This is a genomic window from Caulobacter sp. HMWF025, assembly GCF_003060965.1.
Taxonomy (GTDB): domain Bacteria; phylum Pseudomonadota; class Alphaproteobacteria; order Caulobacterales; family Caulobacteraceae; genus Caulobacter.
Genome location: NZ_QAII01000104.1, coordinates 13,912 through 34,709, shown reverse-complemented (window position 1 = coordinate 34,709; position 20,798 = coordinate 13,912). Strand labels below are relative to the sequence as shown.

Below are 20,798 nucleotides of genomic sequence, written 5' to 3'. Positions count from 1 at the left end.
GTTCTAGGTCGGGCGACTTTCGCCCGACCCGTTGGCGTCAGGGAATGGCGTAGGCGACCGTGGCCTTGGCCGCGGCCCGTTCGCGCCCTTCCGTCCACATCAGGACATCGGCCGTCGCGATGCGGCGGCCGAGCTTGAGCAGGGTGGCCTCGGCATAGAGGTCGCCCGGCTTGCAGCCGCGCAGGAAATGGATCGTCAGCGAGGTGGTCACCGCCAGCGGCACTTCGCCAATATGGGTCAGGATCACCGCATAGGCCGCCGTATCGGCCAGGGCCATCAGGGTCGGCCCCGAGATCACCCCGCCGGGCCGCAGCTGCCGGGTCGCAAAGGGCTGGCGCATCAGCACCCGCCCCTCGGCCACCTCGATCACGGTCGGGAAGGCGTCCGCCTCACCCTCGGGGAAAGCCCCGCGCAGGAAGGCGTTGAACGCCGCCGCGTCGAGCTTCACCCCGTCCCCGCTCATCCGCCGACCTTGACCGTGTTGTCGTCGCCATTGCGGTCGATGACGGTGTTGTAGGAGTCGACACCGGCAAAACGCGGGGCCTTGTCCACCGTAAAGGTCAGGGTCTGGACACCGCTGCGGATCGGGCGACGCTCATACAGCAGCACGTTGTCGGCCTTGAAACCCTTCTTGCCGGGCTCGGCTGTGAACAGCCCGATCTCCAGGGCCTCGTTCATCGGGGCTTCGGTCTCCTTGCCCTTGCCATCGGCATAGAGCTTCTTGGCCTCGATCGTCAGGGTCACGTCGAACCGGCCGTCGGCGCGCTTCTTGACCGTCGCGGCCTTGGTCTTGAGGTCATAGAGCGTGATCTTCTCGAACAGGTCGGTGATCAGGGCCTGCTTGTCGGCCGGGGCCTCGGCGCGGATCGCGGCCATGAAATCAAGGGTGGTCGCATAGGGTGCGCCCTTGAAGGCATAGGTCTTGATCAGCTTGCGCAGGGCCCGGTTTACCGCCGCCTCGCCGATCTCGTTCTGCAGCCGGTACATGACCAGCGAGCCCTTGCGATAATAGACGTAGGGCTGGCTCTCGACCTTGTAGAGCGGCTGCTCGTCCAGGACATCGCCGCCCCGGGCCCGCAGATAGCTGTCGAGCTCGAACTTCAGGAACTTCCGGATCTGGCTCTCGCCATACATCCGCTTCATGACCATCAGGGCCGAGTACTGGGCGAGGGTTTCGCTCAGCATGGCACCGCCCTGCTGATTGGCCCCGACTACCTGGTGGGCCCACCACTGGTGGCCGATCTCGTGCGCCCCGACATAGGTGACCATGTCGATCTTTTCGGGGTCCTTGTAGTTGGCGATGAACACCAGCCCCTCGGACCACGGCATGGTCCCGGCATAGGCCTGGGCAAACTGGGCGTAGTCGGGGAATTCCAGGAAGCGCAGGTGGCGGAACTGGTAAGGGCTGAACTCGGCCTGATAGTAGTCGAGCGAGGCCTTCATCGCCCCCTTCATCCGGTCAACGTTCCAGGGATGCTGGGCATCGTAGTAGACCGCCAGATCAATGCCCTTGTAGGTCTCGCGCGAGATCGCATAGCGGGCCGACTGGATCGAGACGAAGTTCTCGATCGGGGCATCGGTCACAAAGCGCGCCACCCGGCGATTGCCCACAACCTTGTCCGAAACCTTGTTGCCCGGCGCGATCGGCGTCTGGTCAGCCACCGTGGTGACGGTGATGTCGGACGACACCCAGTCGGAGTCCTTGCGCAGAATATTGAACTGCCGCGACGCAACATCGCCCAGCGGAGCCATGCGGCGCTCGGCCGGCAGGCCGTACTTGCGGCGCTTGGCCCGGTCGACCAGCAGGCCGTCCCGTGACATGCCGAGGATCGGCGTGATCTCGAGATTGTTGATGAAGGTGCCGTTGTCGACCACGCGCGACTCGGCGCCGCTGTTGGGGAAGCCCTGCTGGGCCCGCTCGGTGATGAAGCTCATCTTGCGGCGCTCGCCCGGGGCCATCGGCGTGTCGAATGCGAAGATCCGGTAGTTGAACCGGTCATAGGTCATTTTCGACCGGCCACCCTCGATGGACAGGCCCCGAACCTCCAGATCACGATCGAACCGGGCGTGAATCTCGCGCAGGGGCTGACCCGTGCGGTTCTCCAGAACATATGACCCCTTGGTCGTCACCCGCGGGGCGTGGGGATCAAGGTCGACGTCGAGGACCATCGAGACGATCTTGGGCTGGGGCGTGTTTTCAAACGGCAGCAGGGTCTTTTCGTAGTCGGCCTGCCATTTCTCGCCGTCGATACTGGTCCGGTAGTCGTTCCAGATATTGGTGTTGACGTAGATGAACGCCCCCGAGGCGACAAACACCGTCAGGGCCACCGCCAGGGTCGCGCCGGCCTTGCCGGTCATGCGATGGGGCAACCGCCGCAGGCGCGGCCACAGCCGGGTTTCGGTCCCGCGCCGCCATAGGCCGTAGGCGAGCAGCACCAGAACACCGGCAAAGGCGCTCCAGTAAAGACGCAGCCACCAGGCCCCGATCCAGAACTTTCCCTGGCCGTTCATGTCGGAGAACGGCGTGTCGGTCACGGCCCCGTAGTTGTAGAGCCGGTGTTCGAAGCCGAGGCTCGACAGCGTGATGGTGGTGACCAGATAGATCACCATCAGGCCCCAGCCGATGAACTTGTGCGGGCTGATGGCCTGCAGGAACACGGCGAGCACGGCCAGCAGGGTCCAGTCGACGGCCTGCGGGAGCACATACCACAGCAGGTACTTGCCCAGTTCGAGGTGGGTGTAGCCGTGGGCCAGCTGGCTGATGATGGCGGCAAAGACGCTGACGAGCAGGGTCGAGATCAGCACCAGTGCGATGGCCAGGGTCTTGGGGGCGACAAAGGCCCAGTCCGGTACCGGCGTGGCATCGATGATCTCGTGCGTCTTGCGCTCGCGTTCGCGCCAGACGAGCTCGCCGGAATAGTAAATGGCGATGATCATCGGGATCAGGCCGAACGACCCCATCAGGGGCATCAGGAGGACCCGGGTGACGGGATAGATCACCCCGCCATAGCCGCCCGCTTCGGTCGCGAACCAAAGCGCGCCCCCGGCATTGAACAGGCCCAGGGCCAGCAGCACGAAATAGGCCGGGCTCTTGAAGACCTGTCCCATGTCGAGGCGGGTCCGGGCGACCAGCTGGGCCCAAGCGGCCTGACCGTCATAGCGCGGCACAGGGAGGGGTCCCGTCAGGACGGGCGGCGGGTCAGACTCGGCCGCACTGCCTTTCAGGGCCTTGGCCTTCTTGTTTCCGGCCAGTTCTGCCGATTGGCGTTCAAACAGCCAGTAGGCGGCCGCCAGGAACAGGGCCGCCAGCGCCAGACAGAAGATCCGATTGAACAGCAGGACGCCGGCCAGGGGCGGGGTCAGGGCATTGCGCTCGCTCGCCGTCCAGTACTTGGTGATCAGGCGATAGGCCGACTGGCCGAGGGGGTCCCAGAGCGCCGTCGCCGTCGCAAACTCCGGCCGGTCCAGGGCGATGCGCGAGATGATCCAGATGACCAGGAAGGCGATGACGCCCACATAGGTCCACATCATCGAACGCGTGACGGTCGCCAGGGCAAAGAAGATCGCCGAGGTCAGGAAGATCGCCGGCAGGGCCAGGGCGAAATACGAGAAGAGATAGGCCTGGAGGATGTTCGGGCCGAGCCGCTCAGGGTCGAGCCAGGGCATGTACGATCCAATGAAGATCGCCAGCGGAACCACCAGGAACGAGATCGACGCCGCCAGGAAGGCCCCGACGAACCGCCCGTAGAGATAGTCAAACTTGCGGATCCGGGTCGATCTCAGGATCGGGCCAAACCCGGTTTCGTCGTCACGGACCACGACATTGGCGACAAAGGCCGTGGTCACGAACATGTAGAAGATCGACAGGATCAGATGGGTCTGGGCGATGGCAAAGGGGGCGTTCCGGTGGATCGAGCCGCCTCCGCCGATGCTGATCTGGTCGATCGTGGCCGCCCCGAAGGTCAGCAGGAAGAACACCACGGCCACCACCCAGAAGACGGGTGACTTCAGCTGGTAGCGGAGCTCGAAGCCCGCGATCTTGCCAAACATCGACTGTCCTCCTACGCCGCGCGGCGGGTGGTGGACAGGGTCGAGAAATAGACGTCCTCAAGGCCGCCCTCGACGGCGGCAAAGCCGTCGCCCGGGTCCTGGTCGCTGAGGATGTGGATCACGGTACGGCCCCCGAGCAGCCGGGTGGAGATGACCTGGTACTGTGTCTTGGCGGCATCCAGCTCAGACTTGTCGATGGTCTTGCGCCAGATCCGGCCGGCCAGGCGGGTGACGAGATCCGTAGGGGCGCCTTCCTTGACGATGCGGCCGTCGCAAATGATGGCCATGGCCGGGCAAAGGTCAGAGACGTCCTCGACGATGTGGGTCGAGAGGATGACCACCACGTTCTCGCCGATCTCGGCCAGCAGGTTCAGGAAGCGGTTGCGCTCTTCGGGATCGAGGCCGGCGGTCGGCTCGTCGACGATGATCAGGCGGGGGTCACCGATCAGGGCCTGGGCGATGCCGAAGCGCTGGCGCATGCCGCCCGAGAAGCCGGCGATGGCCTTTTTGCGGACGCTCCACAGATTGACCTGGTTCAGCAGGCTTTCGACGGTTTCCTTGCGCTCCTTGGCCCCGGCGATCCCCTTCAGGACGGCCATGTGGTCGAGCATGTCGTAGGCCGAGACGCGCGGATAGACGCCGAAATCCTGCGGCAGGTAGCCCAGGGTCCGACGCAGCAGTTCCGGGGTCTTGAGAACGTCGATGTCACCGAAGCGGATGTGGCCCGAGGTCGGGGCCTGCAGGGTGGCCAGCGTGCGCATCAGAGTCGACTTGCCCGCCCCGTTGGGGCCCAGCAGACCGTACATGCCGCGGGGAATGGTCAGATTGACCTCGTCAAGGGCGCGCACGCCGTTGCCGTACACATGGGTCAGGTTTTCGATGATCAACATTCGCGCGCTCACAGCCCCCGCTTGGAAAGACGCCCAAAAAAATCCACATTCCTCATGACCCGGTGCCGAGGCCCTGGGCAAGTGAAAGAACGTTAAGGACGGCGCTGGCGTCCCCGAATGTGCAACGCGCGATATTGCGTGCGGAGTGCTTTTGATGTCGGCGATTTGGCGCTAGTCAGTCTGCATGACCTCGTTCGCCGTGCCCCCGCCCGCCCTTCCCACGGTTCCGGTTGAGGGGACGTCCGCCGTCTTTCCGGTTCGACGCATCCTCTGTGTCGGCCGCAACTATGCCGCCCATGCCCGCGAGATGGGCGCCGACCTGCGCGATCAACCGTTCTTCTTCTCCAAGCCGGCCGATGCGATCGTACCGCCCGGCGCGCCGGTCCCCTTTCCGCCTGCCACGACCGAGCTGCACTACGAGATCGAGCTGGTGGCGGCGCTCAAGGGCGGTGGTCGCGACCTGACGCCCGAAGAAGCGATCGACCTGGTCTTCGGCTATGCCGTCGGCGTGGATCTGACCCGTCGTGACCTGCAGAACGCCGCCAAGGCCAAGGGACAGCCCTGGGAAGCCGGCAAGGCCTTTGACGCCAGCGCCCCGATCAGTGCCATCCGGCCGATGACGGGTCTGCCGCCGGAGGGTGCGGTCACCCTCGCGGTCAACGGCGTGGAAAAGCAGCGCGGCGAGATCGCCGACATGATCTGGAACGTCGCCGAAGTGATCGCCAAGGCCAGTCAGCTGTGGACGCTGGAGGCCGGCGATCTGATCTTCACCGGCACGCCGGAAGGCGTGGGTCCGATCGTCCGGGGCGACCATGTCGCGGGCGAGGTCGAAGGGGTCGGCAAACTGGCCTTCACCCTGGTCTGAGGAACGGCAGCATGAACCTGATCCTGCACAGCGCCTGGCGGGCCAGCGCGCCCTATCGGGTTCGCATCGGCCTCAATCTCAAGGGGCTGGACTACACCATCCAGCCCGTCGACCTGGTCAGCAGCCAGCACCAGGGCGAGGCCTACCGCGCCCTGAACGGCCAGGCCCTGGTCCCGACCCTGGAAGTCGACGGTCGCCCGCTGACCCAGAGTCTCGCCATCCTGGAATGGCTCGACGAGACCTTCCCCACGCCGCACCTGCTGCCGGAAGACCCGTTCCAGCGCGCCACGGTGCGCGCCATGGCCGAGATCGTCGCCTGCGACATCCACCCGGTGAACAACCTGCGCATCCTGCGGGCCCTGACCGCCCTGGGGGTCGATCAGGACGGTCGGGACGCCTGGGCCCAGAGATGGATTTCAGACGGCTTCACCGCTCTGGAGCCGATGGTGGCCGCCCACGGCCGGGGCTTTGCGTTTGGCGACGCGCCAGGCCTGGTGGATTGCTGTCTGGTGCCGCAGGTCTATAACGCCACGCGATTCCATGTCGACATGGGCCCGTTCCCGGCGATCCGCGACGCTGTCGCCCGGGCGCTGGAACACCCGGCCATCGCCAGGGCTCATCCCAATCTGCAGCCCGACGCCCAGGTCGCTTGAGGACATTTGATGCTTGAAGACCTCAAGAACAACAACGCCGCCTGGTCACGGGGCAAGACCGAGGTCGATCCGGACTTCTTCAAGCGTCTCGAGAACCAGCAGAGCCCGGAATATCTCTGGATCGGCTGCAGCGACAGCCGGGTGCCCGCCAACGAGATCGTCGGCCTGGATCCGGGCGAACTGTTCGTGCACCGCAACGTCGCCAACCTGGCTCCGCCCCAGGACGCCAACTATCTGAGCGTGCTGCAGTTCGCGGTCGATGTGATCAAGGTCAAGCACGTGATGGTCGTCGGCCACTATGGCTGCGGCGGGGTGGCGGCGGCCATTGACGGCAAGCGTCGGGGTCTGGTCGACCACTGGCTGCACCCGATCCGCGAGGTCCATGCCGAGCATCGCCACGAGCTGGACGCCCTGCCCGGCAAGAAAGAAAAGCTCAACCGCCTGTGCGAGCTGAACGTCATCCGCCAGGTCCGTAACGTCGCCGCGGATGTGTTCGTCCAGGACGCCTGGGCGCGCGGTCAGCCGCTGGCCGTACACGGCTGGGTCTATTCGCTGGCCAACGGCCTGGTGAACGACCTCAATGTCGGCATTTCCAGCCTTGAGGACTATGAGCGGGTGGCCGGCGGGGCGGTCTGACGAGCGCTAGCCGCCCTTGATCCGCACCCGTGCCGACGCCTTGCGCCCCTGCCCATCCACCACGGACAATCGGTAAAACCCCGGTGCGGCGGGTTTCCAGACCACGCGACCGCTGACCGGATCGGCCGTCAGCGGCGTTCCGGCGACGTACCAGACCAGGTCCTCGCCGCCGGCCGCCAGGACAAGGCCGCGCGACCCCGCACCAAGGGCTTCGACCTGCACGGTCGCGCCGTCCGGCGGGAAGATCAGACGCGGGCCTTCGGTTTCCGCCCGCAGGGTCTGCAGGGCCTGGGGCGCGGCCTTGGGTGCGATGGGCCGCGGGGCCACGGCCGGCGTCCCGACCGCATCGGCGACATCGAACAGCAGGGGCAGGGCCGCGTCCCGACCGGTCAGTCCGCCGCGCGCGCCGCCGTCGGCCCGGCCTGTCCAGACGATGATCGCATAGCCGCCGACCACCCCGGCCGCCACGGCGTCGCGAAAGCCGTAGGAGGTGCCGGTCTTGAAGGCCATGGCCGGGCCGCCCAGGGTCAGGGCCGAAGGCACCCGGCCGCGCGGCGCCGGGGCTTCCCGCAGGATATCGAGGACCTGGCTCGCAGCCTCAGGCCGCACGAGCCGGGTGCCGGCCGAGCGCGCCCGGACCGCCGCATCAGCCTCCGTCCAGGCCAGGGGCCTGGCGATGCCGCCGTCGCCGAGCGCGGCGTAGAGCAGGGCCAGATCGCGCAGGGTGATGCCCTCGCCGCCCAGGGCCAGGGCCAGACCGGCCCCCTTCAGCTGCGACTTGGGCCGCGCCAGATGGGCTCCTGCCGCCTCGATCCGTCCGGCAAACGCCTCGGGCCCCAGCCGCTCCAGGGTCGCCACGGCCGGCACGTTCAGGGAGTGGGACAGGGCCTCGCGGACCGTGACCTTGTCGTGAAACACCCGGTCGAAGTTCTCGGGCTGATAGTCGGCAAAGCGGGTGGCCGAGTCGGTCAACTGGGTGTCGGCCGCGACGAGGCCGTCGTCCATGGCCATGGCATAGATGAAGGGCTTGAGGGCCGAGCCCGGCGAGCGCAGGGCCCGGGTCATGTCCACCCATCCGCCCGCCCGATCGCGTCCGGCCGAGCCGACGGCCGCGCGCACCGCCCGACCCTTGATCTCCACCACGAGGATCGCGGCGGTGGCATCGGCCCCCTGGGCGGCGGCGACCGCTGCGGCCATCGGCTCGAGCCGGGCCTGCAGCCCGGCATCGAGCGTGGTCACGACACTGGCCTGGCGAACCGGGGCCGCCCGGGCCAGCTCGCCGGCCGCATGCCAGGCCAGACCCGGAAAGGCTGCGCGCGGCGGCAGGGCTTCAGACTCCGCCTCGAGCGCCGCCGCCTCCGTCAGGGTCCCGGTCCGGACCAGCTTGTCCAGCACCCCCCGTCGGGCCAGCCGGGCCGCTTCCGGCCGACGGTCAGGACGCCGCGCCTCCGGCGACTGCGGCAGGGCGATCAGCAGCGCCTGCTCGCCGTCGGTCAGGCTGCTCGGCTCATGGCCGAAATAGGCGAGACTGGCGGCCCGCACCCCCTCCAGATTGCCGCCATAGGGGGCCAGGGTCAGGTAGAGGGCCAGGAGCTCGTCCTTGGTCAGTCGCGATTCCAGCTGCACCGCGCGGACCATCTCGACCAGCTTTGAGCCCAGGGTGCGGGGACGCGGCTCGAGCAGTCTTGCGGTCTGCATGGTCAGGGTCGAGGCCCCCGAGGTGGCCCGGCCATGCACCATCGCCGAGCCGACGGCCCGGACCACGGCCAGGGGATCGACCCCCAGATGGCGGCGGAACCGGCCGTCCTCGACGGCGATCAGGCGTTGCTGGAAGGTCGCGTCGGTGCGCTGCAGGTCGGCGCGGATCCGCCAGCGGCCGTCCTCGACCGGCAGAGCCCGCAGCCACGCTCCGCGCCGGTCCAGCGCCACCGGCGAGGACTGCCTGGCGCGGGTCATGTCGGGCGGGAGCAGGGCGCTGAGGGTGAAGAGGACGATCTGGACGGTGAGGAAGCCGACGAGCGCCTTGGTCAACGGAGCGACCATCTTCCCCCTCCGGGGGAGGAGGATGCGCAGCATCCGGAGGGGGCCAGCGGCGGAGGTGCCCTCTGACTCAACAGCCATCATTCCGCGACCGGCCTCGCGTCACTTGCCCCCTCCGCGCTTTCAGCGCTCCTCCCCCGGAGGGGGAAGACGAACCGGCGCATCACCCTCACGGCCCCGGCGCGATGACCGTACGCCCGGACTCCGACCGGGCCTGGATGGCCGGCCGGTACATGTCCTTGGCCACCGCGCCCGGCAGGAAGAACTCGCCCGGCGTCACGGCCCGCGCCACATAGGCCAGGGCGAAGGGCTTGTTGCCCTCCAGGTCCAGGGCCGCGATGAAGCGGTCGTCGCGGCTTTCCTGGACGTCCGCTCCGGTCAGCTCGCCGAGGAACCTGTAGGGCCCGCCCTGGGCGTCGTCGGCCCCGAGCGTGGTCTCGATCTCGAACCCGGCCGGCAGGGCATCGTCGACCACCAGGGCCGTCGAACGCGCCTGCATCGACCGGCCGGAGACCAGGATGATCACCCGGTCGCCCTGGCGGATCGTCGCCGGATCAATCGCCCCGCCACTCATCGACAGCAGCCGCTTGCTGACGAACAGCCCGTTGGCTGCTGCGCCCGGGGCCGAGGTCGGCGTGCCGCGCACGCTGACGGTCCGCCACAGGACGCCCTTGCCGGTATTGGTGAAGCGGCTGTCGGCCAGCTTGCCGACCGCCCAGCGGGGGGCCCCGCCGGCCGGCGGCAGGGCCGTGGCTCCTTTGGCCTCGATCGAGATCGGTCCGGCCGCCTTCAACAGGGCATAGGCCGCGTGCAGGACGGCCGCCTGTTCCTGGGTGTTGAGGGCGTCAGGGTCCTTGACCACATTTTCCAGCCGACCTTGCAGCTGGCGGGCGATGTCGGCCTGACCGGATTCGACGGCCAGGGCGGTCAGGCCCGCCACGTCACGCAGCGGGCTCTGGTACCAGTCCTGGTCATCACGATAGCCGAGCGATTTCACCGCCTGGCGCATGGCCGAGCGGGCCCGGGCCTGGTCGCCCATCCGGGCCAGACCGGCCGCGACATAGGCCTTGGCCATCGGCTGGTCCTCGTCCTTCATCTGGACATCGTGCCACCAGCGCAGGCGGGCGAGGTCACCCTTGCCGCCCTTGGCCATCACATAGAGGGCATAGGCGCTGGCCCGCCGGCGCATGCGCTGGGTGGCCTTGGTCGACAGCTCGGGCGTCTGGGCCCACCACTGCGGATACTCCATGCGATAGGCCACCGAGGCCCAGCCGTCGGGGCGGCTGACCTGGCGCATGGCGCTCATCGCCTTGTCGATCGCCGCGTCCGGCACCGGGATGCCCTGGGCCCGGGCTTCCAGCAGGAAGTCGGTGGCATAGGCCCCGAGCCACGGATCAGCCTCGCCGTCACCGACCCGCCACAGGCCGAAAGCTCCGTCGAGAGTCTGGCGGTCCAGCAGCTTGCCCACCGCCCCGGCCAGGGCCGCCGGCGTGCGCTTCAGCTTGGGATCGCTGGACAGGCTCTGGGCGTAGAGCAGCGGATAGGCCGTCGAGACCAGCTGCTCGGTGCAGCCGTAAGGATAGCGCTGTAGCGCCACCGCGATCGCCGCCGGGTCGAAACCCTTGAACGGCGAATAGCTGACCTGCAGGGTCACGTCCCCGGCCGCCAGTCCCGACATCAGGGTATAGGACGGGGTGTAGCCCTGCCCCGGGGCCTGCGGTTCGGTGGTGGTGCGGACCACGTCGCCCCAGCCCAGCCGGGTCTGGATCGGATAGTCCTTGGCTGTCGCAAAGCCCGGGCCGGCCACCTTGAAGCCGATCTTGCCGATGCCGGTGACGTCCGGCGCCAGGAAGGGGATCTTCTCGGCAATGCGCTGGCCCAGGATCAGCTGGAACACCTTGCGGAAAGTCACCTTGAGGCCATTGGTCGAGAAGGCCTCAGCGGAATAGGCGCCAGGCTTGCCCTCGACATTGTGCAGTTCGAGCGTCGCCATGGCCTTGTCGCCAGGTGCCAGGAAGCGCGGCAGGTTCAGGTCCGCCACGACCGGCTGACGGACAGTCAGGGGCTTGGAGCCCGAGCCGACGGCCGTATCGGTCCAGGCCACGGCCATCAGGCGCAGCTCGCCGTTGAAGTCAGCGGCCGGCAGCTTGACCACCGCCTTGCCGTCGAGCCCGGTCTCCACCACGCCCGACCACAGGGCCACGGTCTTGATCGGCGTCACCGTCAGGCCTTCGCCGCCGACCTCGTCGCCGCCGAAATTGACATTGGCAGGCGCGCCCAGATTGGGATCGAGCAGGCGGCCATAGTCATCGCGATAGTCGACGCCGAGGGCACGCTTGCCGAAGTACCACTTCACGGGATCGGGGCTGTCCTGACGGGTCAGGCGCAGGATCCCTTCATCTACCGCGGCGATCGTCACCCGGGCCCGCTGGCCAAAGCCGAGGCCCTTGACCGCCACCGGGATCTCGACCGGGGCCTTGGAGTCGATCTTGACGGGCGTGCCCAGATCGACCGTCAGCTTGCGGTCCTTGGGATCCAGCGGGACATAGACCAGACCGAGGGCCCGGCGCGGCTTGGGCGAGGCCACCGGGTCGCGCGGCTGGATGACGCTGACCATTACATAGGCCCCGCCGCCCCAGGCGGCCGAGGTCTTCAGGCGAATGGTCGTGCCCTTCTCGCCGACCGTGACGGTCTTCAGGTCGATCAGCCGGTCGGTGGCCACGGCCACCTGGGCCTGTCCGGCATAGGGCGGCTTCAGGGTGATCTCGACGGTATCACCCTGCTGATAGGCCCTGGTCCCGGCGCTGACCCGGACAAAGTCCGGCGCTTCGGCGTCCTTGGCGGGCGAGCCCCAGCCGGCGGCGAAGCGGGTGACGGTCTTTGAGCCGTCGGCCCCCTCGACCAGCAGACGATAGTCGCCCCAGCCCAGACGACGGGTGAACCGGGCGGGCAAGGAGCCGCCGATGTTCACCGTGGCCTTGGCCACCACCGCATCGCGGCTGGTGCGACGCCACTGCCAGCGGCCATCCTGCTGGAACCAGTCATAGTTCCAGTTCTCGCTGATCAGGGTGTAGGTCGCCGTGGCTCCGACCCGCTTGCCGGCCGCATCGACCGCAATCATCTCGAGGCTGACCGGCGGATCGCCCTTGGCCGAGTCGCCCTGGTCGATCTTGACCCCGAAATAGAGCGGCTTGGCGCGGATCTTCAGGTCGAGGCCTTCGCGCACCGGCCGGCCACCCGGCTCGAACACCGAGGTGGTCACGGCCGCGATCAGCGGCTGGGCCGTGTCACCGGCCAGTTCGCTGCTCACCGACAGCACGGCCCGGCCCTCGCCGTCGGTCACCGTCGTGCCGAGATCGAGGAACTTTTCGTCGAACGGCGCATCGGCGTCGCCCCAGCGATAGTCCTTGTAGGCGGGGAAGGGATCATTGTCGGCCCGCAGCCGGGCCTCGCCCTGGGTCTGCAGGCCCGAGCCCGGCGCGCCATAGAGGAAGCGGGCCGAGACATCGACCTTGCGGGTCTCGCCGACCCCGAGCGGCACCGAGTCCTGGCCTGTCGCCGTGACCGCCAGCCTTTGCGGCGCGAAGTCCTCGACGCTGAAGCCCAGGCTGCCGGCGGCGGCCTCGATGCCCTCGATCTTCAGCTCCGCCGACCAGCGACCGCGCGGGGCCGAGCGCGGCAGGGCGATCTCGGCCAGCACGGCCCCGGCATCGGCACGGCTGAACGGATAGCGCCGGAACTCGACGCCCGACGGGCGTCGGACCACGATCTCGCCCTTGCGGTCATTGACCGCCTTGGCCATCCGGTCGCGGACCATGGCCGTCAGGTGCACGGTCTCGCCCGGGCGATAGATGCCGCGATCGGCATAGAGATAGCCGTCGATGTCGGTGCGGGCCGCGCGTCCGGCTGTCGCGTCCTCGCGGCCGCCGACGCCCTGTTTGGAGAGGTCGACCGGCGAGCGGTCCAGATCCAGCACGGCCAGGTCGCCCTGGGGACCATAGGCCATGACCATCTTGGCCCGTTCTGAGCCCTGGCCCTCGAGCAGCGGCCGCAGGAAGCGGACACGGCCTTCGGCATCGCTTTTCGCCTCGGCCAGGTCTTCGCCATCGCGGGCGACCAGGGCCACACGCACCCCCGACAGGGTCCTGGCCGTCTTCAGGGACCGGACCACGACATCGAGGGATTCCGAGCCGTCATAGGCCAGCATGGCCATGTCGGTGAATACGATCCAGCGCCGCGCCTGGGCCGGCGGGGTGTCGCCGTCCTCGTCGGGATCGCGGCCGCCCGAGGCGTCGCGCGCCTTGATCAGATAGCCGCCGGCCTTCATGTCCTTCAGAACGGCACCCAGCGGAAACACGGTGGTGGCCTTCTGGCCGCTGGTCCCGGTAACCGGGACCGTGCCCTTCCAGACCCGGCGTCCGTCCTCGCCGGCGCTGTCCTCGCCATAGTCGCCGGCCCAGTCGCCCTCGCCGGTCGGGTCGGGGGCGCTGATCGACTTGCGGACCAGATTGCGGTCCGAAACCCGCCAGACCTCGACGGCCAGGGTCTGGACATTGATCGTCTCGATGGCCACGCCGTCGGCGTCCTCGCGCGGCAGGATCACGCCGTCGCCGGCAAAGCCGACATAGGGCGGTTTTTCCCCGAAGGTGAAGTCGACATCGGCATTGGCGGCCAGCGTCTCGCCGCCCTTGGCGGGCAGACCCTTGAGCAGGGTGACGCGGTGGTCGGTAAAGCCGACGCCGCCGACGCAGATCTCGTCGCCCTTGACCCGGATGGCCGGCTGGCGACCGAGATCGGGCGAGAGCAGCACATAGTCCGCATAGGGCTTCGACGGATCGAGCGCCCGGCTCATCTGGACGCAGGCCATCGGGTCGGGGCCGCTGCTGTCGATCCGGCTTTGCCAGACCGCGAAACCCTCGGGCTTGGGAATCCCGCGCCGGGGGGCCTTGGCCGACCGGGGCTTGCCGAACAGGGACCAGGCCTCGCCCTTGGCCGGGGCCGCGGCGGTCGCCGTCGATGCGCCACCCAGCTGGATCACGTCCGAGACCTTGCCGGCCAGGACCCCGCCGCCGAAACCGACGACCAGGGCCCCTACGGCGACCGCGATCAGGCGTGAACGGGGATCCTGCGGCAGCCGCTCGCGCAAGCGCTCAAGCCACGGGAAGCGTGCGGTCCAATGATCCGCGCTGCCGTCCGGCTGCGTCCCGTCCGTGGACATGCCGCGTCCCTTCCCACTCGACCCCAAGGTGATCGATGTGAGCCGATGCGGGGTCTCCGGTCAACGGCGAGACCATGAAGGTTTTCAAAGTTCTGCGGCGACGGTTTGAGGCGATGGCCGGCCGGGCCTCAGCCCATGAACTCAACCTGCCCCGTCTGCAGGCTGTAGACGGCCGAAACCACCTTGAGCCGGCCGGCGGCGATGCGGCTGCTGAACGCCTCATCGGCGGTCTTCAGGCGTTCGGCGATGTTGATGGCGTTGCGGCGGATCGAAGCGTCCTGCAGGTCGGCCGGCTGGCTTTCCTCGGCTTCAAGCACCGCCGGGAGGATCGGCAGGGCCATGTCGAACAGGGCCCCGTGCAGGTGGGCATGCTTGGTGGCGACGTCGACGGCCGCGCCGACCGCGCCGCACTTGGTGTGACCCAGAACCACGACCAGCGGTGCCCCGAGATGTTCGACGGCATAGAGGATCGAGCCCAGGCCCTCGCGGCTGACGGTCGAGCCGGCGGTCCGGACGACGAACAGCTCGCCCAGGCTACAGTCGAAGACCAGTTCCGGCGGTACCCGGCTGTCTGAGCAGCCGACGATGATCGCAAAGGGCTTCTGGCCGGCGGCCAGCTCATTGATCCGGGCCCAGCTGGGCAGGGCCATGCTGGCGCCGCCGCGAGCGAAGATCGCATTGCCGTGCTTCAGGCGGCCCAGGGCTTCGTCCGGATTGACGAAGACCTCCTCGGGCTCGGTCTGCATCGGCTTGGGATACTCGTTGACGGTCGAGCGGACCGGAGCGGGTGCCGGTGCAGCGGCGGCCGGGGCGCGGGGCCTGGGCGCGGCAGGCTTGCGCGGCGCGGGCGCATGGTGGTCATCGCCCTCGGCGAGGGCGACCAGCGGCGAGCCCGCTAGGCCCGTGGCCAGAACCCCCAGAAGCAGTCGTCTCGAAACCATTTCGTCCCCCGATACGGCGCGTTTTGACCGGGGCACGCTAGAGAGCCAAGGTTAACCGATAGTAGGCAATGCGGCCTGGCTACAGCGGCAATTCAGCGCGCTTGACCACGGTACGCATGGCGATGCTGGAGCTCACCCGAACGACGCCGGGGATGCGGGTCAGCTCCTGGGCATGCACCCGCTCAAGATCATCGACATCCCGCACCACCAGCCGCAGCAGATAGTCGGACCCCCCGGTCATCAGATAGCACTCGGCCACCTCGCGGACATTGGCCACCGCCTTCTCGAAGGCGCTGAGCGTCGCCTCGGCCTGGGACGACAGGGTGACGGTGACAAAGACGCTGAGCGGCAGGCCGGCGATGCGCTCGTCGATGACGGCGGCGTAGCGGGCAATGACGCCGGTTTCCTCCAGGGCCCGGACCCGTCTCAGGCAGGCCGACTCCGAAAGGTTCACGGCCTGGGCCAGCTCGACATAGCTGGACCGACCCCGCCTTTGCAGCAGGTTGAGAAGCTTCCGGTCGAAGCTGTCGAGCTGGACGACGGGTTTCTTCACAGATTGATCTCCAGACGCAGGGATCCTGCATAACACGGTTCCCTACACATGAAATAGCCCGGGAACTTGCGAAAGGAGAGGCGCAGACTGGCGTCAAAATCACCTTGGAGGAAATCATCATGCGCGTCGGCGTCCCTTCAGAGATCAAACCGGGCGAACACCGGGTCGGCCTGACCCCCACGGCCGTCCGCGAATATGTCGGACACGGTCACAGCGTTCTGGTCCAGACCGGGGCTGGCCTCGGGGCCGGCTATGCGGATGAGGCCTATGTCCGGGCCGGTGCGACCATCGCCCCCGACGCCGCCGCCGTCTTCGCCGGGTCCGACATGATCATCAAGGTCAAGGAACCCCAGAAGATCGAGTGGGAGAAGCTTGAGTCGCGCCACATCCTCTTCACCTATCTGCACCTGGCCCCCGATCCGGCCCAGACCGAAGGCCTGCTGAACAGCGGCTGCGCGGCCATCGCCTATGAGACCGTTACCGACGCCCGTGGCGGCCTGCCGCTGCTGGCCCCGATGTCGGAAGTGGCCGGCCGGATCGCCGTGTTCTCGGCGGCCGAGACCCTGCTGAAGCACAATGGCGGCATGGGCCTGCTGCTCTGCGGCGTGCCCGGCGTGCCCCCGGCCCGCGTGGTCGTGCTGGGCGGCGGCGTCGTCGGCTCCAATGCCGCCCGCATGGCCGCCGGCCTCGGGGCCGAGGTCGTGGTGCTGGAACGCTCGATCCCGCGCATGCGCGAACTGGACGACCTCTATCAGGGCCGCATCCTGACCCGTTACTCGACCTTCGCGGCCGTGGAAGAAGAGATCCTGAAAGCCGACGTGATCATCGGGGCCGTGCTGACGGCCGGGGCTGCGGCTCCCAAGCTGGTGCGCCGCGAACACCTGTCGCAGATGAAGCCGGGCTCGGTGCTGGTCGATGTGTCTATCGACCAGGGCGGCTGTTTCGAAACCAGCAAGCCGACCACCCATGCCGAGCCGACCTATACGGTCGACGGCGTCGTGCACTATTGCGTGGCCAACATGCCGGGGGCCGCGCCGCGCACCTCGTCGGAAGCGCTCGGCAATGCCACCCTGCCGTTCGGCCTGGCCCTGGCCGACCACGGCCTCGACGCCCTGAAGACCAATGTCCACCTGGCCCGCGGCCTCAATGTCCTGCACGGCCAGCTGACCCATCCGGCCGTCGCCCAGGCCCTGGGCAAGACCTCGGACGACCCCTACGGAGCCTGGAACTAGCTGAAACACCGATCCGCGCTGGCTGGCCTCGGTCGGTCGGCGCGGGCTTCGGTCAGGCCGCGAAGCGGGCGAGGTCCTGGCGGTTTTCGACCATGTCCAGGACGTCATTCATGCTGAAGGCCGGATCGGCCGGATACAGGGCGTCATAGACCGAGCGGGCAAAGGCCAGGTCGGCGGCGGTCTTGACCCGCCAGTCCAGCCGCGACCAGTCGCGCGCCGCCGTCAGATTGGCCTGCGGAAACCGGACAGGATCATGGCGGATGGCGGCCGTCGGCGAGACCCGGCCCATCGGATCGCGCGGATCATCGGCGGCCAGTCGCAGGGCATTGGCGGTGATCACCTCGACCTCCAGCCCGGCCGGGTAGGTTCGGGGCGTGCGGTTGGAGGTGTAGGCGGCCCCGCTGACCTGGGCTAGGCGGATGGCCTCGTCGACGATGGCGGCGTCGACAAACGGCGCATCGCCCTTCAGCCGGACCACATGACTGACCGCACTGATGCCTTCGGCGCAGCGGGCGATACGATCCAGAATGTCGGAGCCGGCCCCGCGATGCACGGCCTGACCGCGCGAGACCAGAAAACCGGCCAGGGCGTCGTCCGAGGCGTCGGTGCTGGTGGCGACGATGATCTTGCCCACCCGCCGGGACGCGCGCAGGCGCTCCAGCTGGCGCAGGATCATCGGCTCGCCGCGCAGGGTCGCCATGGCCTTGCCGGGAAGGCGGCCGGCGGCCATTCGGGCCTGCAGGACGGCGAGGATCATGGCGGTCTTCCCTTGGCTCTATCGTTCCAGACAGCCTAGCCGGGATTCATAAAAGTCGGATGAATCAAAAACTTATGGCGCGTAAACCATAGACGCGAACCCGCGGACGCAGGGTCGCGCTTATGGACCGTCACCAGTGTCGGGCTTGATTCGGGCCGAGGCCTAGGCGACCCAACGTCGCGGATCGAGCGCCACCGGATCGTCGATGGCCATCTCGTCCCAGTCGAGGTCCGGCGGCGGGCTCGAGGCGGCGGCGACCACGGCCGACAGTTCGGCGGCCGAGGCCACCCCGACCAGAACGGCGCTGGCCTCGGGACGCGACAGGGCAAAACCGAGCGCGGCCTGCAGGGGATCAGAGCGCCCCTCGGCGATCATCCGGCGCACCCGCGACAGGCGCCCGGAGGCCCCTTTCAGCTGGGCGGGGACGCGGTCGGGCGGCAGGAACAGCAGGCCGTTCAGGAAGATCGAGCGCAGTTGCACCTCGACCCCCAGGCCGGCGATGCGGGCCAGGGATCCGTCGGCCAGCAGGCGCTGGTCCAGAAGGCTGGCCGGAGCCTGCAGAATGTCGGGCTTGAAGCGGCGGGCCACGCCGACCGGATCGTCACTGGCATGGGCCGAAACGCCGATCTTGGCGAACAGGCCCTCATCGCGCAGCCGGGCCAGGCGGTCCCAGAGGGCCGCGCCATGCGGGCCGAACAGTTCCGACGGCGACTGCACGATGATCGCATCCGCGCGCTCGAGGCCCAGCCGCCGCAGGGAGGCACGCGCCTCCGACTCGACGAAATCGGCCCCCCGGTCAGCCCGGGCCGACGACAGGGTCACCCGAAAGGACACCGGACGCGGAATCAGGTCGCCCAGAACCGACTCGGCCCGGCCATAGACGCCGGAGGCATCCAGAACCGACAGGCTGGAACGGGCGGCAATATTGAGGATGTCACGGGCTTCAGCTTCAGGCGAGCGGCCGCGCGGCGCGGACGTCATGCCGTCGAGGCCGAACTGGGCGGCCGACAGACCAAGCTTTGAAACCGAAATAGGCATGGGCATCCGTGCCGATTGAACATCAACTGGGGACGACCCTACGCCCCAAGGTTTGAAGAAGGCGTTTCTGGAACCTTACGGAGGGGTTAAAGTCAGCCTTAATGAACAGTGCACGCCCGGACCCCGACTGGCCCCTCTTCGGCATGGTCGACGACGCCCGACCGGCCCTGCAGGCCGCGCTGGCCGAGGGCCCGGCCGCCCTCGCGACGATCATTGCCCTGGGCGGCGGTGGTCCCCGCCCGGTCGGCACCCAGATGGTGTTCGGCGCACACGGGATATCGGGGTTCCTGTCCGGCGGCTGCATCGAGGCCGATGTCGAGGGCCACGCCCGGCGCTGTCTGGACGACGGCCGGCCCCGGCGCCTCGTTTATGGCGAGGGCAGTCCCTGGCCGGACATCCGGCTGCTGTGCGGGGCGCGGATTGAAATCCTGGTCGAACGGATCCTGCCCGATGACCCGGCGGCGACCACACTTCTGGCCCTGACCCGGGCCCGGACCCCGGCGGTCTGGACCAGCGATGGTGAGACCCGCGTCTGTGCGGAAACGCCCCCGCAATCCTGGCCGGGGGCCGTCACCCGGGCCTTCGCCCCCCTGCCCCGGCTGGTGGTGCTGGGCGGCGACCCCACGGCCCTGGCCATTGCCGGCCTGGGGGCCCAGTCCGGCTTTGAAACCACCCTTGTCAGGCCCAAGGGCCCGGCCGCCCCGCCCCCCCTGCACGGCGTCGGCTACAGCCGCGAGGCCGTCGGCCCGGCCCTGGCGGCGATCGGCCTCGATGCCTGGACCGCCGTGGCGATCTGCGGTCACGACCTCGAGCTGGACCATGCCGCCCTGATGGCCGCCCTGCCCTCACCGGCCCCCTATGTCGGCCTGCTGGGGGCCCGGCGACGCCTGGGCGAACGGCTCGACCGCCTTAAAGCCGCCGGCCTGACCGACGCGCACCTGGCCCGCCTGCGCGCCCCGATCGGCCTCGACCTCGGCGGCAAGGCCCCGTTCGAGGTGGCCGTCGCCGTGATCGGCGAGATCATGGCGACACGGCACGGTCATCCGGCCCTGGCGCGGCGAGCCGTGGATTGACATCGGCGATCCGGGGTCCCTAGGGGTCGCCGTGAACCGCGATGTCAGGGAAATGGTCGAGGCTGGGGCCAGTCGACAGCGCGCTTTGGCATTGCCGTCGCACCGAACGGTGCATTTTCTCCAGCGCCTGATTGAGCCTCGCGGCGCGCTTTTCCGCACTCAGACCCGCGATTTCGTCACGCCACCAGGAGCTCTGCTCGCCCACTGTCGGGCACACGCCTGCACGGACCGAAAGAAACAACTGGCTATCGCCCGTATTGATTTCGAGCCGCCAGCCAGGGGTCAGTTTCACGGCTTCACAGTTTGACGCGAACTCATCCTTGCCCGCGATGCACGTCAAGCTCCACTCGCCCGTTCCGGGTTGTGGTGAAGCTGCGAACGAGCTGCTCAAGGGCTGCAGGACCAAGGCAACACTGAGAATGAAAGCTTTCCGGAGCTTGGCCATGCACGAGCGTAGCCAGAGGTCGAGCGTCCGCAAGACGAAAGTTCCCTCGAGGAGGCCTTCTGAAGCCGGACCGCCCTGCGTTCGGGCGGATCCCCAAGTCCACGCAGGCCAGCAGGCCAGCAGGCCGCCGACCGTGAAGCCGCCAAATAGGTCCCGTGGACAAGCCACGGGATGACGGTGTGAGATGCGATCCCAAGATCCTCCCCCTTCAGGGGGAGGTGTCGCCTTTGGCGACGGAGAGGAGGGGAGTCAGGGAAAGCCCGGCCAGCGCCGCAATCCCCCTCCTGACCGGCTGACGCCGGTCGTCCTCCCCCTTGCAGGGGGAAGATGAAACGCGCTGACCTCATCTTCCCCCTCCGGGGGAAGACGGTCGCGAAGCGACCCGTAGGGGGCAAGTAGGGGATCAG

The 20,798-nt window shown here is 68.2% G+C and carries 15 protein-coding genes; 5 read left to right on the top strand and 10 right to left on the bottom strand.

Going from position 1 to position 20,798, the window contains the following annotated elements; genetic code table 11:
• Nucleotides 1-37: 37 nt before the first annotated feature.
• From DBR10_RS11545 to DBR10_RS11535, 3 genes are read right to left on the bottom strand one after another with little or no spacing between them, the layout of a single operon-like run.
• Nucleotides 38-463 (bottom strand): PaaI family thioesterase, encoded by a 426-nt coding sequence (locus tag DBR10_RS11545; RefSeq protein WP_108556353.1) that lies wholly within the window; start codon nt 461-463, stop codon nt 38-40.
• On the bottom strand, nt 460-4,050 hold the full coding sequence (locus DBR10_RS11540) for an ABC transporter permease/M1 family aminopeptidase (protein WP_108556352.1): 3,591 nt from the start codon (nt 4,048-4,050) through the stop codon (nt 460-462). The genes DBR10_RS11545 and DBR10_RS11540 overlap by 4 nt, the downstream gene beginning before the upstream one ends.
• Before the next feature lie 11 nt (nt 4,051-4,061).
• The gene (locus DBR10_RS11535; RefSeq protein WP_108503671.1) at nt 4,062-4,940 is read right to left on the bottom strand and encodes an ABC transporter ATP-binding protein; all 879 of its coding nucleotides are present in this window, start codon (nt 4,938-4,940) and stop codon (nt 4,062-4,064) included.
• 184 nt (nt 4,941-5,124) lie between these two features.
• On the opposite strand from DBR10_RS11535, the gene DBR10_RS11530 reads away from it, so the two are divergent.
• Genes DBR10_RS11530 through DBR10_RS11520 form a run of 3 tightly spaced genes read left to right on the top strand, consistent with a single transcriptional unit; the run spans nt 5,125 to nt 7,094 of the window.
• A complete protein-coding gene (locus DBR10_RS11530) occupies nt 5,125-5,805 on the top strand; it encodes a fumarylacetoacetate hydrolase family protein (RefSeq protein WP_108556351.1) in 681 nt (226 codons plus the stop codon).
• Between the two features lie 11 nt (nt 5,806-5,816).
• Nucleotides 5,817-6,458 carry a maleylacetoacetate isomerase gene (gene maiA, locus DBR10_RS11525; protein WP_108505797.1) on the top strand — a complete coding sequence of 214 codons (642 nt, stop codon included), beginning with the start codon at nt 5,817-5,819 and terminating at the stop codon, nt 6,456-6,458.
• Between the two features lie 9 nt (nt 6,459-6,467).
• Nucleotides 6,468-7,094 carry a carbonic anhydrase gene (locus tag DBR10_RS11520; protein WP_108505796.1) on the top strand — a complete coding sequence of 209 codons (627 nt, stop codon included), beginning with the start codon at nt 6,468-6,470 and terminating at the stop codon, nt 7,092-7,094.
• Between the two features lie 6 nt (nt 7,095-7,100).
• On the opposite strand, the gene pbpC is transcribed toward DBR10_RS11520, so the two are convergent.
• The 4 genes from pbpC to DBR10_RS11500 form a co-directional block, all read right to left on the bottom strand.
• The gene (pbpC, locus tag DBR10_RS11515) at nt 7,101-9,170 is read right to left on the bottom strand and encodes a penicillin-binding protein 1C (protein ID WP_108505798.1); all 2,070 of its coding nucleotides are present in this window, start codon (nt 9,168-9,170) and stop codon (nt 7,101-7,103) included.
• A gap of 133 nt (nt 9,171-9,303) precedes the next feature.
• A complete protein-coding gene (locus DBR10_RS11510; protein ID WP_108556350.1) occupies nt 9,304-14,352 on the bottom strand; it encodes an alpha-2-macroglobulin family protein in 5,049 nt (1,682 codons plus the stop codon).
• A 128-nt stretch (nt 14,353-14,480) separates the two neighbouring features.
• Nucleotides 14,481-15,293 carry a carbonic anhydrase gene (locus DBR10_RS11505; RefSeq protein WP_108504676.1) on the bottom strand — a complete coding sequence of 271 codons (813 nt, stop codon included), beginning with the start codon at nt 15,291-15,293 and terminating at the stop codon, nt 14,481-14,483.
• Between the two features lie 79 nt (nt 15,294-15,372).
• Complete coding sequence (locus tag DBR10_RS11500; RefSeq protein ID WP_108490277.1) at nt 15,373-15,846, bottom strand: Lrp/AsnC family transcriptional regulator; 474 nt, start codon at nt 15,844-15,846, stop codon at nt 15,373-15,375.
• Between the two features lie 119 nt (nt 15,847-15,965).
• On the opposite strand from DBR10_RS11500, the gene ald reads away from it, so the two are divergent.
• Nucleotides 15,966-17,078 carry an alanine dehydrogenase gene (gene ald / locus DBR10_RS11495; RefSeq protein ID WP_108490278.1) on the top strand — a complete coding sequence of 371 codons (1,113 nt, stop codon included), beginning with the start codon at nt 15,966-15,968 and terminating at the stop codon, nt 17,076-17,078.
• Nucleotides 17,079-17,130: 52 nt separating this feature from the next.
• Here the strand turns inward: ald and DBR10_RS11490 are convergent, their stop codons facing one another.
• Both DBR10_RS11490 and DBR10_RS11485 read right to left on the bottom strand, forming a co-directional pair.
• On the bottom strand, nt 17,131-17,835 hold the full coding sequence (locus DBR10_RS11490; protein WP_108556349.1) for a glycosyltransferase family protein: 705 nt from the start codon (nt 17,833-17,835) through the stop codon (nt 17,131-17,133).
• Between the two features lie 162 nt (nt 17,836-17,997).
• Nucleotides 17,998-18,873 (bottom strand): bifunctional regulator KidO, encoded by an 876-nt coding sequence (locus tag DBR10_RS11485; RefSeq protein WP_108504677.1) that lies wholly within the window; start codon nt 18,871-18,873, stop codon nt 17,998-18,000.
• Between the two features lie 101 nt (nt 18,874-18,974).
• Here DBR10_RS11485 and DBR10_RS11480 point away from each other — a divergent pair, with 101 nt between their 5' ends.
• Complete coding sequence (locus tag DBR10_RS11480) at nt 18,975-19,946, top strand: XdhC family protein (RefSeq protein WP_108556348.1); 972 nt, start codon at nt 18,975-18,977, stop codon at nt 19,944-19,946.
• 19 nt (nt 19,947-19,965) lie between these two features.
• On the opposite strand, the gene DBR10_RS11475 is transcribed toward DBR10_RS11480, so the two are convergent.
• Nucleotides 19,966-20,424: a hypothetical protein gene (locus DBR10_RS11475; RefSeq protein WP_108506157.1), complete on the bottom strand. Its 459-nt coding sequence runs from the start codon at nt 20,422-20,424 to the stop codon at nt 19,966-19,968.
• Between the last annotated feature and the right edge of the window lie 374 nt (nt 20,425-20,798).

What these genes read in the sequence shown, in the direction of transcription:
- DBR10_RS11480 (WP_108556348.1), top strand. Translation starts at nt 18,975, where the DNA reads ATGAACAGTGCACGCCCGGACCCCGACTGGCCCCTCTTCGGCATGGTC.
- DBR10_RS11530 (WP_108556351.1), top strand. Translation starts at nt 5,125, where the DNA reads ATGACCTCGTTCGCCGTGCCCCCGCCCGCCCTTCCCACGGTTCCGGTT.
- DBR10_RS11540 (WP_108556352.1), bottom strand. Translation starts at nt 4,050, where the DNA reads ATGTTTGGCAAGATCGCGGGCTTCGAGCTCCGCTACCAGCTGAAGTCA.
- ald (WP_108490278.1), top strand. Translation starts at nt 15,966, where the DNA reads ATGCGCGTCGGCGTCCCTTCAGAGATCAAACCGGGCGAACACCGGGTC.
- pbpC (WP_108505798.1), bottom strand. Translation starts at nt 9,170, where the DNA reads ATGCTGCGCATCCTCCTCCCCCGGAGGGGGAAGATGGTCGCTCCGTTG.
- DBR10_RS11545 (WP_108556353.1), bottom strand. Translation starts at nt 463, where the DNA reads ATGAGCGGGGACGGGGTGAAGCTCGACGCGGCGGCGTTCAACGCCTTC.
- DBR10_RS11535 (WP_108503671.1), bottom strand. Translation starts at nt 4,940, where the DNA reads ATGTTGATCATCGAAAACCTGACCCATGTGTACGGCAACGGCGTGCGC.
- DBR10_RS11505 (WP_108504676.1), bottom strand. Translation starts at nt 15,293, where the DNA reads ATGGTTTCGAGACGACTGCTTCTGGGGGTTCTGGCCACGGGCCTAGCG.
- DBR10_RS11485 (WP_108504677.1), bottom strand. Translation starts at nt 18,873, where the DNA reads ATGCCTATTTCGGTTTCAAAGCTTGGTCTGTCGGCCGCCCAGTTCGGC.
- maiA (WP_108505797.1), top strand. Translation starts at nt 5,817, where the DNA reads ATGAACCTGATCCTGCACAGCGCCTGGCGGGCCAGCGCGCCCTATCGG.
- DBR10_RS11520 (WP_108505796.1), top strand. Translation starts at nt 6,468, where the DNA reads ATGCTTGAAGACCTCAAGAACAACAACGCCGCCTGGTCACGGGGCAAG.
- DBR10_RS11490 (WP_108556349.1), bottom strand. Translation starts at nt 17,835, where the DNA reads ATGATCCTCGCCGTCCTGCAGGCCCGAATGGCCGCCGGCCGCCTTCCC.
- DBR10_RS11510 (WP_108556350.1), bottom strand. Translation starts at nt 14,352, where the DNA reads ATGTCCACGGACGGGACGCAGCCGGACGGCAGCGCGGATCATTGGACC.